The organism is Parcubacteria group bacterium, assembly GCA_041657845.1.
GTDB lineage: Bacteria > Patescibacteriota > Minisyncoccia > Moranbacterales > JAKLHP01 > JAKLHP01.
This window is the reverse complement of sequence record JBBABD010000009.1, coordinates 1-16870: the sequence shown is the minus strand read 5'-3', so window position 1 is coordinate 16870 and position 16870 is coordinate 1. Positions and strand designations below refer to the sequence as shown.

General features: G+C 38.1%; 17 protein-coding genes and 3 tRNA genes. 1 reads left to right on the top strand and 19 read right to left on the bottom strand.

The window, feature by feature from the left end; genetic code table 11:
- Positions 1-24 precede the first annotated feature (24 nt).
- The 18 genes from WC906_02505 to ligA form a co-directional block, all read right to left on the bottom strand.
- Complete coding sequence (locus WC906_02505; protein ID MFA5777284.1) at positions 25-1107, bottom strand: DsbA family protein; 1083 nt, start codon at positions 1105-1107, stop codon at positions 25-27.
- Between the two features lie 155 nt (positions 1108-1262).
- Positions 1263-1559 carry a hypothetical protein gene (locus WC906_02500; protein MFA5777283.1) on the bottom strand — a complete coding sequence of 99 codons (297 nt, stop codon included), beginning with the start codon at positions 1557-1559 and terminating at the stop codon, positions 1263-1265.
- Between the two features lie 87 nt (positions 1560-1646).
- Complete coding sequence (locus WC906_02495; GenBank protein MFA5777282.1) at positions 1647-2897, bottom strand: ABC transporter permease; 1251 nt, start codon at positions 2895-2897, stop codon at positions 1647-1649.
- A gap of 16 nt (positions 2898-2913) precedes the next feature.
- Entirely contained in the window at positions 2914-4092 is a 1179-nt protein-coding gene (locus WC906_02490; GenBank protein MFA5777281.1) for an ABC transporter permease, read from the bottom strand.
- Between the two features lie 193 nt (positions 4093-4285).
- A complete protein-coding gene (locus WC906_02485; GenBank protein ID MFA5777280.1) occupies positions 4286-5017 on the bottom strand; it encodes an ABC transporter ATP-binding protein in 732 nt (243 codons plus the stop codon).
- 154 nt (positions 5018-5171) lie between these two features.
- Positions 5172-6176, bottom strand: coding sequence for an efflux RND transporter periplasmic adaptor subunit (locus WC906_02480; GenBank protein MFA5777279.1), 1005 nt, complete (start codon positions 6174-6176; stop codon positions 5172-5174).
- A gap of 11 nt (positions 6177-6187) precedes the next feature.
- A complete protein-coding gene (locus WC906_02475) occupies positions 6188-6616 on the bottom strand; it encodes a ribonuclease HI family protein (protein MFA5777278.1) in 429 nt (142 codons plus the stop codon).
- 101 nt (positions 6617-6717) lie between these two features.
- Positions 6718-7080 (bottom strand): hypothetical protein, encoded by a 363-nt coding sequence (locus WC906_02470; protein MFA5777277.1) that lies wholly within the window; start codon positions 7078-7080, stop codon positions 6718-6720.
- Positions 7073-7567 carry a Panacea domain-containing protein gene (locus tag WC906_02465; protein ID MFA5777276.1) on the bottom strand — a complete coding sequence of 165 codons (495 nt, stop codon included), beginning with the start codon at positions 7565-7567 and terminating at the stop codon, positions 7073-7075. Before WC906_02465 ends, WC906_02470 begins: the two co-directional genes overlap by 8 nt.
- Positions 7568-7881: 314 nt before the next feature.
- Positions 7882-9942, bottom strand: coding sequence for a DNA topoisomerase (ATP-hydrolyzing) subunit B (gene gyrB / locus WC906_02460; protein ID MFA5777275.1), 2061 nt, complete (start codon positions 9940-9942; stop codon positions 7882-7884).
- A gap of 4 nt (positions 9943-9946) precedes the next feature.
- Positions 9947-10315 carry a hypothetical protein gene (locus WC906_02455; GenBank protein ID MFA5777274.1) on the bottom strand — a complete coding sequence of 123 codons (369 nt, stop codon included), beginning with the start codon at positions 10313-10315 and terminating at the stop codon, positions 9947-9949.
- A 152-nt stretch (positions 10316-10467) separates the two neighbouring features.
- Positions 10468-10541, bottom strand: a tRNA-Asp gene (locus WC906_02450).
- A 19-nt stretch (positions 10542-10560) separates the two neighbouring features.
- Positions 10561-10634, bottom strand: a tRNA-Met gene (locus WC906_02445).
- Positions 10635-10729: 95 nt separating this feature from the next.
- Positions 10730-10803 (bottom strand) — tRNA-Met (locus WC906_02440).
- A 59-nt stretch (positions 10804-10862) separates the two neighbouring features.
- Positions 10863-11387: a hypothetical protein gene (locus WC906_02435; GenBank protein ID MFA5777273.1), complete on the bottom strand. Its 525-nt coding sequence runs from the start codon at positions 11385-11387 to the stop codon at positions 10863-10865.
- 17 nt (positions 11388-11404) lie between these two features.
- The gene (gatA, locus tag WC906_02430) at positions 11405-12856 is read right to left on the bottom strand and encodes an Asp-tRNA(Asn)/Glu-tRNA(Gln) amidotransferase subunit GatA (GenBank protein MFA5777272.1); all 1452 of its coding nucleotides are present in this window, start codon (positions 12854-12856) and stop codon (positions 11405-11407) included.
- The gene (gene gatC, locus WC906_02425; protein MFA5777271.1) at positions 12856-13146 is read right to left on the bottom strand and encodes an Asp-tRNA(Asn)/Glu-tRNA(Gln) amidotransferase subunit GatC; all 291 of its coding nucleotides are present in this window, start codon (positions 13144-13146) and stop codon (positions 12856-12858) included. Before gatC ends, gatA begins: the two co-directional genes overlap by 1 nt.
- 9 nt (positions 13147-13155) lie before the next feature.
- The gene (ligA, locus tag WC906_02420) at positions 13156-15342 is read right to left on the bottom strand and encodes an NAD-dependent DNA ligase LigA (protein MFA5777270.1); all 2187 of its coding nucleotides are present in this window, start codon (positions 15340-15342) and stop codon (positions 13156-13158) included.
- A gap of 91 nt (positions 15343-15433) precedes the next feature.
- Between ligA and WC906_02415 the strand changes: the two genes are divergently transcribed.
- Positions 15434-16141: a transposase gene (locus WC906_02415; GenBank protein ID MFA5777269.1), complete on the top strand. Its 708-nt coding sequence runs from the start codon at positions 15434-15436 to the stop codon at positions 16139-16141.
- A 76-nt stretch (positions 16142-16217) separates the two neighbouring features.
- On the opposite strand, the gene WC906_02410 is transcribed toward WC906_02415, so the two are convergent.
- Positions 16218-16870 (bottom strand): FISUMP domain-containing protein (locus tag WC906_02410; GenBank protein MFA5777268.1); only part of this gene is annotated, 653 nt, incomplete at its 5' end.

Below are 16870 nucleotides of genomic sequence, written 5' to 3'. Positions count from 1 at the left end.
AAATATTACATTGTTTCTCTTTGATTATTTCGCTAGCTCCTCATCGATAATCTTCTTAATGTCGTCAAAGGTTGCTCCTCCGCTAATCGCTTGATCGTTTATGAATATTGAAGGAGTCCCCGAAATTCCGAAAGAATCAGCCTCGCTTTTATTGCTGCTAATTTTGTCGGAGTATTTCTTGCCATCCAGACATTCATTAAACTGCGCTGTTTTGAGTCCCAACTGCTGGGCATAATTTTTGAAACTTTGCATTCCTGTTGTTTTTCCCCAAACGCTCTGATTAGCAAAAAGCTTGTCCGCATAAGCCGAAAATTTTCCTTGCTCATTGGCGCACTCTGAAGCCAGGGCTGCATTTTCTGCTTGCGGATGCATATCGAGAGGAAAATTTTTATACACTAGCGATATCTTGTCCGCATAACCGGCAATAACTTTTTTAAACGTGGTTTCATGAAACGCCTTGCAATATGGACATTGAAAATCCGAAAAGACAAAAAGTTTAACATTGGAGTCTTTGTTTCCTATCTGAATATCATCTTCTTTGATTTGCATTGCTTCAATATACTTGCCAGGCTGGATTCCCAAATCGGCTGTTTTCAAAACATAGAAATTATCAACCTTGTTAAAGACAGTGGCTGCCTGTTTAAAAAAATCGGTTTTTTCGATGTCTTGAGAAAAAACAAAAGCAGGAATAGTTTTTATGCCGAATTTCTTAATTGCATTCTCTCCTGCTTTAGAATTCTGATCAATTTTTTCTGCGAGCACAGTTGGAACCATCCTGTGAATTCCAAGCACCAATTCATCAGGATTGCATGCTTCGCAAGTATCATCGGAAATAACTTGAACTTTAACAATGGGATCGCTGTAGGCTACCCAGGTTCTTCCTCCGAAGTTAAAAATATCAGTTTGAGCTAGTTTCTTAGGAGAAAATCCTCCTCCCCTAAACAACTGAATCACATCAACAAAGATGCTTCCAATAAACAATCCTCCCAGTAAAATTACCAGGGAAATTAAATTTTTTACCTTTTTGTCTTTATTCCCGAAATGTTCTTTTTTTGTTGGCAACTCATTTTCCTCGATAACATCGGAGGATTTCTTTTCTTCTTCCATTTTCAGTAGTAGAAATTCGACAATTTATATTGCCATAAATTATTGAATTTCTTTTTTACTAAATTATTAGCTTTGCCCAGTCTATAATTTTTTTGAAATAAGTCGAAATTTCACTGCTGGACATCATTTGACGCGGATTATTAAATAAAATAACTTTATTGGTTATTGGCATCTGAAGCAGGAGCAGTTTGTTGCGCAGCAGCGCTTTGCTCGGCTATCTCTTTTTTAATTTTTTCAAAATCATACGCTTGCCTCTGTGATGGAATTGAACCATCGTTAAATCCGATAGTTATTCTTTTTACCGCTTCTGTTTTAATCACCACTCCTAGGAGAAATCCCAATATTAAAAACAGGGCAAGCTCGAGTCTAAAATCTATCCCCTTCTTTAAGCGAGCTTCTTTCTTTTCATCATCAATAATATCGGCTTCTTTAATTTCTTTTTCTTCTTCCATAATATTAATTATTTATTTACCCTATAATTATACCAATTAGACAAAATGCAAGCAATATTGCAAGAAAATCCATATTGTTTTGTAATATTATTCCTTTCTAAGCGCTTCCATCGGGCTTAAATTTGATGCTTTTTTGGCAGGATAAATTCCAAAGATGAGACCGGTTATAGCCGAAAAACCAAATCCGATAGCTATTGCCTTCAGCGTTACTGGAAATTTCAAATCATATCCGAGATTAGAAGCCAGATGTTCGAAAACCCCAGCAAGAAAAAAACCGACTGCCACACCTAAAATTCCGCCTAAAACCGTCAAAAATATAGCCTCAAAAAGAAACTGTTTCAAAATATCCGATTTTTTGGCGCCAATTGATTTTCGAAGTCCTATTTCAGCCGTCCTTTCTACCACCGCCACATACATCACATTCATAATCCCCACTCCTCCAACCACCAAAGAGATAGAAGTAAGCGCCAGAAGCAAATAATCAACTACATTGAAAACCTTGTCCAAAATATCCTTGATTTCAGCAATTGAATTAACCGCGAAATCTTCATCTTCCGATTTTTTAATATTATGCTGGCTCTTCATCACGTCGGTAGCTTGCAAAATAGTAAATTCCGGCTTGCTCATATCATTTATCTTAAAAACTGCAAATTGAATATGGTCAGTTCCCAAAAGTTTTTTTTGAAGGGTTCTAATCGGAAGATAAATAGTATTGTCATAATCAAAAAATCCGCTCGATCCCCTTTCCTTCAGAATGCCTTTTACTTGAAATCTTTGCCCCTTAATCTTAATGCTCCGGCCAACCGCATCGCCATCCCCGAATAAATCCTTCTTAATTCCGCTTCCCAAAACTGCCACTTGTTTAAGTCCCAGATCATCTTCTTCAGTAAAGGGTTCCCCTGAAATTATTTCGGTTTTTTCATCTGCTTCAAAAATACCGGCTGTCATTCCCATTATATTTGCTTGCTTGTTTTTATTCTCAAAGCTTGTCACCTGCTGGCTCATTACTCCCCCATACCAAAGACCGATATTGGAAAGCTTTGCCACTGCTTTAGCATCATCCAACTTTAAAGTAGTCAGCTGTTTTCCAAACTGGCCGGAAACATTTTCTGAAGAAGTTTTGCTTACCTTGGGAACTTTTGGCTCAATTTGAATTATGTTGCTCCCAAAAGATTCGATTTGACCCACCACATATCCCTTTACTCCTGCTCCCAGAGCCAAGACTAAGATGACTGAAACAACTCCGATTACGATTCCCAGAAGCGACAAAACAGTCCTCCCGACGTTGGAACGAATGTTTCCCAGGGCTAATTTGATTGAAACGATTAATTCATGCATAGGCGGTAATTTTAAATTATTCGTATCTCAGTGCTTCCATCGGACTTATTTTTGAAGCTTTGCGGGCAGGATAGATTCCGAACAAAATTCCGATAAGAACCGAAACTCCAAAAGCCACGAGAATAGAAGGGGTAGAAATAATAAATGGCCAATGATAATTTAGAGCCTGGATAATGACCGAAGCAATAAAAGCCAAAAATATTCCCAAAATTATGCCGATTATTCCGCCTAGCGAAGAAATTGTCGCCGATTCAATGAGAAATTGAGAAGTAATTTCGGAGTTTCTTGCTCCGACTGCTTTACGAAGTCCGACCTCCCTTACTCTTTGATTGACAGCAATAAGCATTACATTCATAATCCCCACTCCTCCAACAATCAGAGAAACTGTTCCGATCGCTAGAAGAAAATAACGAAGGATGTTGGTAATGTTAGTGATCGTCTCCAAGGCTGAAGCCTGATCGCGAACAGAAAAATCATCTTTGGACGGATCTTTAATGTTATGCCTTTCTCTCAAGGTCGTTTTCGCATTAGCTATCGCCGAAGGAATAAGATCGGGATTTTTTATTTTAAGCCTGGCATAAGAAAGATAATTTATTCCCAAAAGTATTTTTTGTCCTGTCTTCAGGGGAACAAAAACAGAATCATCCTGTCCAGCAAGACCGAAAGAGCTAGAACCGCGCTCTTTGAATACTCCTATAACGTTAAAGTTTTGCTCTTTTACTTTAATCGTCTTTCCAACCGGATTATCGTTTCCAAAAAAATCCAAAGCCATCTTGCTTCCTACAACCGCCACTTTTGATAAGTTAGCCTCTTCTTCTTTGGTGAAAAATCTTCCATTTTCCACTTCAGCTGTTTCTACGTTGATATAGCTTGCTGTAGTTCCCGTAAAAGAAAGCGCTTTATCCAAACCCCCATAAGAAACTGTTTCGGATCCGATAACATAGCCGGCTCCAGCTTCCACCTCTGGAACATTTCTGGTATTTCGAAGCGCTTCCAGATCGTCATAAGTAAAAGTAGTAATAGAAACTCCCATAGCTGCCGGAGGAGGACTGTTGTCATCTGAAGAAGCTCCAGGAATAACTCCGATTAAATTTGTTCCAATCCCCTTTACCTGATCCAAAATTAATTCTTGCGCCGATTGCCCGATAGCCATAATCAAAATCACAGAACCAACTCCGATTATAATCCCAAGCATAGTCAAAAACGAGCGGAATTTCGCCGCTGTTAGATTCTTGTAGGAAATTTTTATCGGATTTATTAAACGCAAAATTTTCAATGATCAATGACCAATTTACAATCAATTTACAATGACTCAATTTCCAATGTTTGAAAATTAATTAATTGAAAATTGAAAATTCACTGAAAATTGTAAATTGAAAATTGAAAATTTATTTTAGGAGTTCTCCATCTTCCGCTATTTTTCTGTCTTTGACTAAATCATCGGCTACAATTTGTCCATCTCTTACATACACAATTCTCTCTGCATGCTGAGCGGTGAATGTTTCATGGGTCACTAAAATAATCGTATGCCCCTCTTTGTTAAGCTTTTGGAGAATTTTTAAAACTTCTGTTCCTGATTTTGAATCAAGATTGCCAGTCGGCTCATCGGCAAAAATCACATCTGGATTATTTACCAAAGCTCTCGCGATGGCTACTCTTTGTTTCTCTCCTCCAGAAAGCTGATTGGAGAGATAACCGATGCGATGTTCCATCGAAACCGATTTTAAGGCATTTTCCACTTTTTCCTGGACTTTTTTCCGACTTGTCTCTCCGTGATCATAGAGAAGCGGAAGCTCGACATTTTCAAAAACCGTCGTCCGGGGAAGAAGATTAAAAGTCTGAAAAACAAAGCCGATTTTCTGGTTGCGAATATATGATAATTTTTCTTCGGAAAACTTTTCCGTATTCTCACCTTCAAAAAGATATTTCCCTTCGGTGGGCTTGTCCAAAAAACCCAGAATTTGCATCAAAGTTGATTTCCCGCTTCCGGACGGTCCCATAATCGCGACAAACTCGCCTTTTCTCACCGAGAAAGAAACCCCGCAAACCGCGGTAGTTTTCACACCCTCACTTTCATAGGTTTTGCAGAGATTTTCGACAGCTATAATTGGCTTTTCCATAAAATAAAATGCCATCTCGAGCGAGCGATAGCGAGTCGAGAGATCTAATAAGATATATTCTAATTAGATTTCTCCACTCGATTATTTCTCGTAAAACTCGAAATAATCTCGGTCGAAATGACACAGGAAATATTCTCAAAATCACGATTTATAACTACTTCTCGCTTGTCAGCGTTATCACTTTTTCCCCGCCTTTCAGTCCTGAAGAAATTTCCACTATTCCATCGTCTCCTTCAAGACCGGTGGCTACAAAAACTTTTTCAGTAATATTATTTTTTTCGTCTTTCAAAACTTCCACGTATTTTTTGTCGCCTTCAGTTTTCACAGCGCGAAGCGGAATGGCAATCACGTTTTTCTTTTCGGCGGTTTTGATGTCTACATCGCAGCTCATTCCAGGCTTGATTCTCTCATCAACATTATCCAGTCTAAGTTTTACTTTGTAATAAACTACATCTTGAATCACTGTTGAAGCCGGCTCTATTTTAATGATGTTGGCTTCAAATTTTACATCAGATGGAAAAGCATCAAAGGAAATGTCTGCTTTCTGGCCCAAGGATACTTTAATAATATCCGATTCAGGAACATCAGATTTAATCTCCATTTCTCCTTCCGCCACCGTCAAAATAGTTGAATTAAAAATGGCAATCTCTCCAAGGTCGGCATTTCTCTTGATAATTGTTCCGGCGATCGGAGAATAAATATAGGTTTCACCAATCTTTATCCGAGCCGCGCGATTCAAGGCTTCTGCCTTTCTAATCAAAGCTTTTTGAGCCTCTCTCTGTTCTTTTTCATAAGTGCTTTTATTATCCTTCATGTAATCATAAGTTTCGTCATAATATTCAATATCTTGGTTAGAAGCTTCGAGCTCAGCAAGAAGAGTGCTTGGATCAACCTTGGATAAGCGCTGTCCCTTTTCTACCGTATCGCCGACATTAACATTCATTTCTTTCACAATCCCGCTGGTTTTGAATCCCAAATCTATTATGTTTTCAGGATTAATTTCTCCTGTTACAGAAACTGTTTGTTTTACATCAATTCTTCCAGCCTCTTCGGTTATATATGTCGTACTGGTTTTTTTCGAAGAGAAATAAAAAATTCCTCCGCTAATTAAAGCCAAAACAATAACTACCCAGATTGTTCGCTTTTTCCACTTTTTCATAAATAGAACCTCTAGATGAGTTTTGCTTGTCTTTCTTCCTCATCCAGCGCTTGATTAACTAATTTATCCGCAATTTTATTTTTTTCCCTTGGTATATGATAAAATGAAACCTTCCCAAAATCAAGCATCAAATTCCAAACTTCGATGAATAGTTTTTGTATTTTTTCTTCTTTTATTTTATACACATGATTCAGCTGTCTTTCCACTAATTCACTGTCTAAATAATTTTCTATCCATATATCTTTCAAATTATCTTTTCCGACTAATTGTTTAAGCTTTTTCAAGCCAAAAATAACCGCTTCGTATTCGGCTTCATTGTTGGTCTTTTCTCCGATATAATGTCCGAATTGTTTGTGCAATGTTTCAATGTAAACACCAACACCCGCCGGCCCGGGATTATTCCTCGACCCGCCGTCGGTATACATCACAATCTTTTCCATAAGATAATTTTACCAGTATTTTTAGCTTTCAGCAAACAAAGAAAGAAAAACTCCCTGCTGCAAACAAGGCCTCCGAAGAATATTTAAAATTTTTATCTTAATTAAAATATATCAGAAACTCTCCCTAAAGATATTTGAGTTATTTGGTTATCATTATAATTATCAACATGGGTCGCTATACAAAGAAATGCTATGCTAGATCCTTTCACTGCAAACCAGACTCTTGGAAATTGATTAGGCCTTAAACCCGGAACAGCCAATTCAATTTTCCATATGCTCCACAAGTCATTCTGCTTAATTCTATGTAATTTTGCCGGTGCGATTCTTTGTTGTGGATTTAGCGGATGAAATTGAAACTCACACAACATTTTAAACGCTTCCAGCGCTTTATCCAAAAAAGAAAACCGCCGCTTTAATTTGGCAGTTTCTTTTTCGAATAAGGGATGTGAGATAAAATCAATCATTGCTTTTAAAATCCGTACCGCGATAGAAAGCTAACTCATAAAATATTTCGTCTCCTGGTTTTGTTCCGGAATATGGAGCTTCCGCGTGAGTCAGGTCTTCAAGTTGCTTTCCATTCAGATGACCGTACTTTTTAATAACTCGACTTAGTATTTCCTTCTCTTCGTCGGAAAAAATAGAAGTTTCGGGTTCTTTTAGGCAAGTATAGACTTCCGTTGGATTGTATCCATTTCGCTCATTTACAGATTTTATCTGTATCATTTTTTCTTTCTCCATTTCTTTTGTTATCATATTTAAAGAAACTGGTACTGGTCCCATCGGTAAAGATTTATATTTGTCTCCCGTAAAATATTTTTGATTTTTCTCAAAAAAATCAAAATCAACGAAATAAAGCAATTTCGCCAGTTTTTTCTTTCCTCTTATTTCCTTGCCCAACTTAGAGCAAAGATAAAGAATGACTTGTTTATATTTTTCAGTCTTTAGGGACATATGAATTCTTATTTATATGATAACATGAAGGCGCTTTTTTACAACCGTATCACTCCTATGTATTACAACTGCAGGATCAAAAGATTCGTTTTTTATTCTATCAATAATTATAGTGATATGATATCATTGCAATCCAAGATTGTCAAAATTGCCAAAAATACTCTTGTCTCTGCCTTTCAACGGAGATTTTAATTTGTCATTCCTGCGAAAGCAGGAATCTACACAAACGATAATTGAGAGCTTAATATATAAATTGTTGGATTAGCGTAATTCGATAGTGTAGATTCCGGGTCAAGCCCGGAATGACATGTAAGTTATACATCCAAATTCTTCACGCTCTTGGCATGAGTCTGGATGAAGCGTTTGCGCGGTTCGACGTCCGATCCCATCAGAATATCAAAAATTCGATCGGCTTCTTCTGCGTTTTCAATCTTCACCTGAAGCATTCTCCTGCTATCCGGATCCATAGTTGTTTCCCAAAGCTGTTGGGGATTCATTTCTCCAAGACCTTTATAGCGCTGAATATTTATTCCCGCAATTTTCTCTCCGCCTTCATTGGTGTCAGTTTCAATAACTTCTTCATCATCAGATTCCGGTTTTGTAGTTTGTGCTTTGTTTTTTGTTTGCAATTTGGAATTTGTGCTTTGTATTTTAGACATTTCCTCAATAATTTTGTCCCGCTGTTCATCAGTATATGCATAGCGCACATCTTTTCCTTTTTTAAGCTGATAGAGCGGGGGACAAGCGATATAAACATGGCCTTCAGTCACCAATTTTTCGAAATAGCGATAAAAGAAAGTCAGGAGCAAGGTTCGGATGTGCGATCCATCTACATCAGCATCGGCCATAATAATAATCTTTCCATAGCGAAGACGCGTTAAATCGAAACTTTCTCCAATTCCCGCTCCCAACGCAATTATTATCGGCTTTAACGTGTCCGATTTCACTACTTTATCCAAACTGGTTTTTTCTACATTAACCAATTTTCCCCGAAGAGGAAGAATAGCCTGAAACATCCGGTCTCTTCCTTGCTTGGCGCTTCCGCCTGCAGAGTCTCCCTCAACGATGTATAACTCTGACTTTGCCTTATCTCGTGTTGTACAATCCGCCAATTTTCCGGGAAGAGTCATTCCTTCTAGAGCGCCTTTGCGAAGCACTGCGTCCTTGGCCGCCCGCGCCGCCAGTCTAGCTTTAGCTGTAAGCACGCATTTTTCAATCATTGCCTTGGCATTATTGGGATGTTTTTCCAAAAACTCGGAAAGCCCCTCGGCCGTAATACTGGAAACTATTCCGCGAATTTCTCCATTTCCCAATTTTGATTTCGTCTGTCCCTCGAATTGCGGATTGCGAAGTTTAACGCTGATTACCGCCGTAAGCCCTTCATGCACATCTTCTGCCGTCAAACTTCCGTCTTTTTCTTTGAGCAAATTATTTTTCTTCGCATAATCATTTAGCACGCGAGTAAGAGCTGCGTTGAACCCGGTTACATGCATTCCACCTTCGACTGTGTAAATATTATTGGCAAAAGAGAAAAGATGCTCTTTGAATCCATCGGTATACTGTAAAGAAACCTCGACGTAAGTATCTCCGATTTTCTTTTCAATATAAACCGGAAGCTCATTCTTAACGTTTTTTCCTCTATTCAAAAATTTTACAAAAGAAACAATTCCTCCATCAAAGAAAAATCCGTATTTTTTTGATTTATATTCATCATCTTTTCCGGTAACTTCCCGAAGATCATCAATAGTTATTTTAACTCCCTTAGTAAGATACGCCTGCTGGCGAATATAATCCAAAATCTTGCTCCAGCTAAATTTTATCTCAGGAAATATTTCCGGATCAGGCTGAAACGTGATCGTTGTTCCGGTTCTTGTTGTTTTGCCGACTGCTTTAACCGAAGCCAGAGGTTTTCCTCTTTTATACTCCTGTGTCCAAATCTTTCCTTCTCGATGAACTTCCGCCTTGGTCCAAACTGAAAGCGCGTTTACCACCGAAACTCCGACTCCGTGGAGTCCTCCGGAAATCTTGTATCCGTCTCCGCCAAATTTTCCTCCAGCATGAAGAACGGTGAGAACTGTTTCCAATGCGGATTTTTTAGTCTGAGGATGCATATCGACCGGGATTCCTCGTCCATTATCAATCACTTCAACGATTTCTCCCGGAAGAAGCTTTATTTTAACTTCCGTACAATGCCCCGCCATCGCTTCATCGATAGAATTGTTCACTACTTCCCAAACCAAATGGTGAAGGCCTTCAAGCGAAGTTCCTCCGATATACATTCCCGGACGCTTTCGGACTGGCTCCAATCCCTCCAGAACTTGAATAGATTTTGCTCCATATTCAGATTTGCTTTTTTCAATTTCTTTCTTAGTCATAATATTATTTCGTTAAAAAATACAATTCTATTAAAAATATCCCGGCTACTGACAATAATCCGTCCCACCAGGTTAAGAATCTAAAGCTTTGCAACATCAGGAGAACAATTGCCAGCAATGACAACAACATTCCTTGCCTGAAACTTATTCCCAAATCAGAAAGAATCACTCCATCTTTTCCAAATTTCCTTCTCAAAAATGAAAGCATTAAAATAAATATTCCTGTTAAAAGAAGAAAAAATGTAAAATAGAAAATTAATTTTACTGGAACTCCTCCTTTTTCAGAATCAGTATAAAATATTACCAAAACCCAAGCTGCTAAAGCTAGCAAGGTGCCAGAACGCATCCCCCAAAGATACGATTTAAGAGTCATAATATTTCCATTTTTATATCTATTTTAGCCAAATATCACTATGCTATTATAGCGCCTTTTTAGCATTCTGGCAAGAGAAAAAAGTAGATGAAATTTACTTGATATAAAGCAAAAAACAGCCTCGAAAAATAAGGCTATTTTTATAAATTTTGCGGGGACGGCCGGGATCGAACCGGTGACCTTCTGCGTGACAGGCAGACGCTCTAACCAGCTGAGCTACGCCCCCATATTCCTTAATAAGATTGTACCGGGAGTGAGAGTTGAACTCACGACCTCGGGCTTATGAGTCCCGCGCTCTAACCAACTGAGCTACCCCGGCGTTATAACTCATTTAAACAAAAAACGTAAAGTGAAAAACAAAAAATATCTGTCACCTATATTTTATTTTCTCTTTACGCCTACTTTCAAAAAATGTTGCGGGGGCAGGATTTGAACCTGCGACCTCGTGGTTATGAGCCACGCGAGCTGCCAGACTGCTCCACCCCGCTATAAAATCTGCTTAAATAAACAGTCCTTCAATTCTATACAAATCATAACCGTCTGTCAATTATTCCATAAACTCATTTTCAGTCAGAAATTTCGCATAGATATCAAGGACTCTTTTTGCCTCTGCTTTTTCAATATTAAATGACGGATCGTTTATTATTTGATTACGAACTTTATGGGCTTCTTCAAGGTGTTCCTCGGCCTCAAGCTGTTCGGGATTCAGCGTTTTCATTCTTTCAATCATATCATTTCCTTTAAGCCCCATCGACTTGAAAATTCCATCGATTATTTTGTCAGCTTCAATGATTGCCAGCTTATATTGAGAATAATTGCCAGTGGAAAGACAAGCTTCTATTTTGTTCCATTTTTTTCTCATTTTACTCTTAGAAACAAGAGGGACATTGGCTCCCCTGAAGGCCGTACGAACATCAGCGCCAAATCCGCGAATCATCAAAAGCATTATGATATCAGCGAAAAGAACCGTTACATATACGGCTAACAAAAATTTAAGCGCAAAGAAAAATGGCGATTGGATAAAACCCTGAAAAATTTTCGTTATCCCCAAAAAAATTAAATTAATATCCATATTTATGAAAAAATAAATTAATTTATTTCAAATGCATGCGCCGCGTTCAAAATTCCCTCTTCGTCAAACCATTTTCCCATAAGCTGTCCTCCGATCGGAAGTTCTTTGCCATCTTCTTCGTTAATCTTGCCAATCGGAAAAGAAATAGCAGGAACTCCGGAAAGATTGGCTGAAATAGTAAAAACATCAGAGAGATACATTCTAAGAGGATCTTCTGTTTTTTCTCCAATTTTAAAAGCCGTTTCCGGAGTAGTCGGAGAAAAAATAAAATCGACTTCCTCAAGGGTTTCTTCAAAATCTTTTTTGATAAGTGCTCTAACTTTCTGAGCTTTGAGATAATAGGCATCATAATATCCGGCAGAAAGCGCATAGGTTCCTAGAAATATTCTTCTTTTCACTTCCTTTCCAAGCCCATATTTTCTGGTATCCAGATAGGTTTCAAATAAATTTCTGGCTATTCCATCGAAATCGGAATCTTTTTGATCGTCAGCTCGAAAACCGTATTTTATTCCGTCAAATCGCGCCAAGTTGGAACTTACTTCGGAAGGCATAATAAGATAATAAGCGGCCAACGAATATTTGCTGTGCGGCAAGCTTATTTCTCTAACTTCTGCTCCCATTTTTTTGAATTTATCAACCGCTTCTTGAAATTTCTCTTTAACTTTTTCATCCATTCCATCTGCCATATATTCTTTCGGCACACCAATTTTAATTTTGGAAATATCTCCGGTTAGATAATCTTCGTATTTTTTTCCGAATTCGCTTGCCACTGTTGCATCTTTTCCATCTTCGCCGATTATTCTGGAAAGCACAATCGCCGCATCCTCCACTGTTTTTGCCAGTGGACCGATTTGATCTAAGCTAGATGCCATCGCTAAAAGACCGTGACGCGAAACTCTTCCATAAGTCGGCTTCAATCCCACAATTCCGCAAAATGAGGCTGGCTGACGAATCGATCCTCCTGTATCGGATCCAAGCGCCCAAACCGCTTCGTCTCCTGCTACAGCCGCAGCGCTTCCGCCGGAAGAACCTCCGGGAACCCTTTCTAAATCATTGGGATTTCTTGTTATTTGATAAGCGCTGTTTTCCGTGGAAGAACCCATCGCAAATTCATCCAAATTGGTTTTTCCCAGAAATACAGCTTTCTTTTCTTTTAATTTTCTGATTGCAGTAGCATCGTACGGAGCAATATAGTTATCCAGAATTTTCGAAGCGGCAGTAGTTCTCACTCCCGCGATACACATATTATCTTTTATCGCGCAAGGCAACCCTGCTAAAATATCCACTGCTTCTCCTTTTTTTATTTTTTCATCAACCGCCCTCGCCTGTTCCAGCGCCAAATCTTTAGTCAAAGTAAGATAAGCTTGAATATCTTTATCTTTTTTTTCTATCTTGCCAAAATATTCTTCAGTAAGTTTTGTTGAAGTTGTTTCGCCGCTGATTAATTTTTCATGGAGTTCTTTAATCATTATAGTACTGATTTTACTTTCACGTAATTATCTTTTCTTTCCGGAGCGTTATTCAAAATATCCTCGCGCTCTTTTCGAGCAACTTCTCCCCTTTCATCCTTTCTGGAAACATCGCTTCTCCCTGTAATATGGCCTATCGGCTCGATGCTATTCGTATCAAGTCCTTCCAGCTCCTTGAAGTAATCTAAAATCTCCGAAAGATTTTTTTGGTAATCCTCTATTTCCTTATCTTCAATTCCAATTCTGGCGAGACTGGCTATATTTTTTACTTCATCTTTTGATAATATCATAATTTTAGCCTATTTTATCAATTCCTTAAACTCTCCTTCGTTGATAATTTTAACTCCTAGCTCCTTGGCTTTCTGATACTTCGACCCCGGATTTTCTCCTGCCAAAACATAATCAGTTTTTTTGCTAACCGACGAAGAAACATCTCCTCCCTTCTTCCTAATCATATCCTTAGCAACGTCCCTTGTAAAGTTCTTAAGCTCTCCGGTAAGGACAAAAGTCTTGCCATCGAGTTTGTAGCTTGCGTTTTCTGGCTCATTAGAAATTATTATTTCTACTCCCAATTTTTTCATTCTTTTTATTAATTCTAAATTATTTTTTTCAGAAAACCAATTGGATAAACTTTTAGCTGATTTCTCTCCTATGCCTTTAATACTAGCCCACATTTCCACTGAAATTTTTGGAAAATAATTTATTAAGTCATTTAGATTTTTAATTGATTTCTCTTTGTCATTCCCGCGAAAGCGGGAATCTACATTACCGTAAATCTGAAGCGTAGATTCCAGGTCAAGCCCGGAATGACATAAAAGCGTGCTGATATTTTTGCCAACTAACAGAGCAGTTTCTTCTCCGACATGCCTGATTCCCAAAGCATAGAGAAATTTTGGAAATTCTATTTTTTTGGCATTCTCAATCGCTTCTACCAAATTTTTGGCTGATTTTTCAGCAAATCTTTCCAGCGGTTTCAAATCCCCTTCGGTCAATTCGAAAATATCGGCCATATTGGAAATTATCCCCTCATTCATCAGGTTTTCAACTATTTTTTCTCCCATCCCGTCGATATTAAATCCTTTCTTGGAAACAAAATGGATTAGGTTTTCTTTTTCAATCGCAAAACATTTTTTATTAAGGCAATAATGAGATGCTGAGAGTTGAGATTTGGGATTTGAGAGTTGAGAGTTTTTATTTCTCTTTCCCAGATCTCCTATCTCCTCTCTTTTCACCCCGCCTCCGCAAATCGGACATTTTGAAGGCATATGAAAAATTTTTTCCTTGCCGATGCGAAGATTTTTCAAAACTTCCACTACTTCCGGAATAACATCGCCGGCTTTATGGATTATAATCGTATCTCCGATTCTCACATCCAGACGCCTGATTTCGTCTTCATTATGAAGCGTCGCTCGGCTCACAGTTGAACCGGCCACTTTTACCGGCCGAAGATGCGCTACTGGAGTGAGCGCGCCCGTTCTTCCTACTTGAACTTTTATATCCTCCACAACAGTCGTAACTTTTTCCGGAATAAATTTATAGGCTATAGCAAAACGGGGAGATTTTCCGGTATATCCCAATTTTTCTTGCAATTCCCTGGAATTCACCTTGACTACTAATCCGTCAATTCCATATTCTTGCTTGTTGCGCCTATCTTCCCATGATTTGAAAAATGCTTCTATTTCTTCAATGGTTTTGCAATATTTATAATTCGGATTAATTTTAAATCCTAAATCTTTCAGTAATTCAAGTTCTTCAATTTGAGTTTTGGGAAAATTTCCTTCCACTTCTTCAATATCATAAATATATGAATCCAATTTTCTTTGAGCGGTTACCTTAGGATCCAACTGCCTAATTGATCCGGCCGCGGCATTTCTTGAATTAGCAAAAAGCAATTCTCCTTTTTTCTCCCGCTCTTTGTTCATTCTTTCCAGGTCTCTCCTTTTCATCCAGACTTCTCCGACAACAATAATATTAATATCCTTATTCAATCTCAGGGGAATGCTGTTAATTGTTTTAATTTGCTCGGTTACATTTTCCCCTATAATACCATCTCCCCTTGTTGCTGATTGAACCAAGAATCCGTTTTCATAAGTTAAAACAACTTTTAGTCCATCAATCTTAATTTCACAGCAATAATCTACTGATGACTTATGACTGATGACTGATGACTTTTCCAATAATTTTCTATTTCTCTCTTCCCAATCTTTCATTTCTTCAATTGAAAAAGCGTCATTCAGCGACCACTGCCTAACTTTATGCCGAACCTTTTGAAATTTATCCAGTGGCTCTCCGCCTATTCTTTGGCTTGGAGAATCCACACTTCGAAACTGAGGATATTGCTTTTCCAATTCCCTCAGTTCCTGCATCAATGAATCGTAAATTTCATCGGAAACGTCCGGCTTGTCCAAAACATGGTATTCATACCGCATTTTATCAATTTCAAAGCGCAGTTTTTCTATTCTATTTTTGGCTTCTTTTTTGTCCATAGATTGATTATACCAGCCAAACCAACAAAAATCGACAATCCTATCGAGGTTCAACCTCGATAGGATTTAAAAATTATGCTACAATAAAATTATGGAAAAACCACAATTTGTAGAAGATCAAATTTATCACATATACAACCGTGGCGTTGAAAAAAGAAAAGTATTTCTTAATAAAAAAGACTACTTTAGATTTATTCATGATATGTTTGAATTTAATGATGGAAATCCGGTGATAAATAATTTTAACTACCTAAATTGCATTAAAAATAAAAAAACTATCGAGGTTCAACCTCGATGTAACAAGCCAAGAGAATTGTTGGTTGAGATATTAGCTTTCGTTCTTATGCCCAATCACTTCCATTTTTTGTTAAAACAAAAACAAGAAAACGGCATAACAAAATTTATGCAAAAAATGGGAACCGGTTACACGATGTATTTCAATAAAAAGAATGAGAGAGTAGGATCTTTGTTTCAAGGAAGATTTAAAGCTGTTTTAATTGAAAAAGAGTCTCATTTCATATATCTCCCCTCTTATATTCACTTAAACTCATTGGATTTAATTGACTATCGAGGTTCAACCTCGATAGAACTAGAAGAAAAGTTGGAATTTTTGGAAAATTACAGGTGGAGCAGTTATCCGGATTATGTTGGACATAAAAACTTTCCGTCGATAACATCAAGAGATCAATATCTTGGATTTTTTGGCGGGCAAGATGGATACAAAAACGAAATCAAGAGACTTCTGAAAGAAGACAAGAAAAGAATATCCGAAGAAATAAAAGAATTGACCTTAGAATAAACTATCGAGGTTGAACCTCGATAGGAGTCGATAGGAGTCAATTATCTATATGTTGCGACAAAAATCTTTAAACCTTTCATTCTGCAGGCGTCGAGCTGACGCAACGAATTGACACGCCTTCATTTCCATCAAAGTCACTAGAAGATACATTACCGGAGCCATCATATTCTATAAATACAGGAAGCTTATTTTGATTTGAGTTTCCCAGTATGTGGAAGGGGCTAAGATTGAAATCACCCGACCAAAGCATGCCCTTGGAATTACGCGACATACTGATATTCGGTGACGTATTACGATAGCCAGCCAATGGAAGATTGAAACCATTTCCTGACCCGCATCCACCGCTTGCAACGCTTAACCATTCATCTTCTGGGCCACTGGTTATTGGGACGTCCATAAGCCAACCGTCCGGACACAGTCCCTGAACTGCCTCTCCTTCATATGATTCGCCATTCATTGCTACCAAATAAGGATAAAATGCTCCATAAATTGCTCCGCAGGAATCCTTGTCCCCATTTTTGTTCGTACAATTGCTATCACCCGAATAACAATAATAATCCGATCCAAGAGTCAAAGGATTTCCGCCTGGCGTCTTTGAAGTACGCAAATTTTCAGCAAACCAGCATTGGTTTCCGATTTTTATTGTTTCATATTCATTTTCATTATATTTACAAGTGTCTCCGCATGAAACACTCGTGCAACTGCTTCCAGCTACCGCCATATTCACCG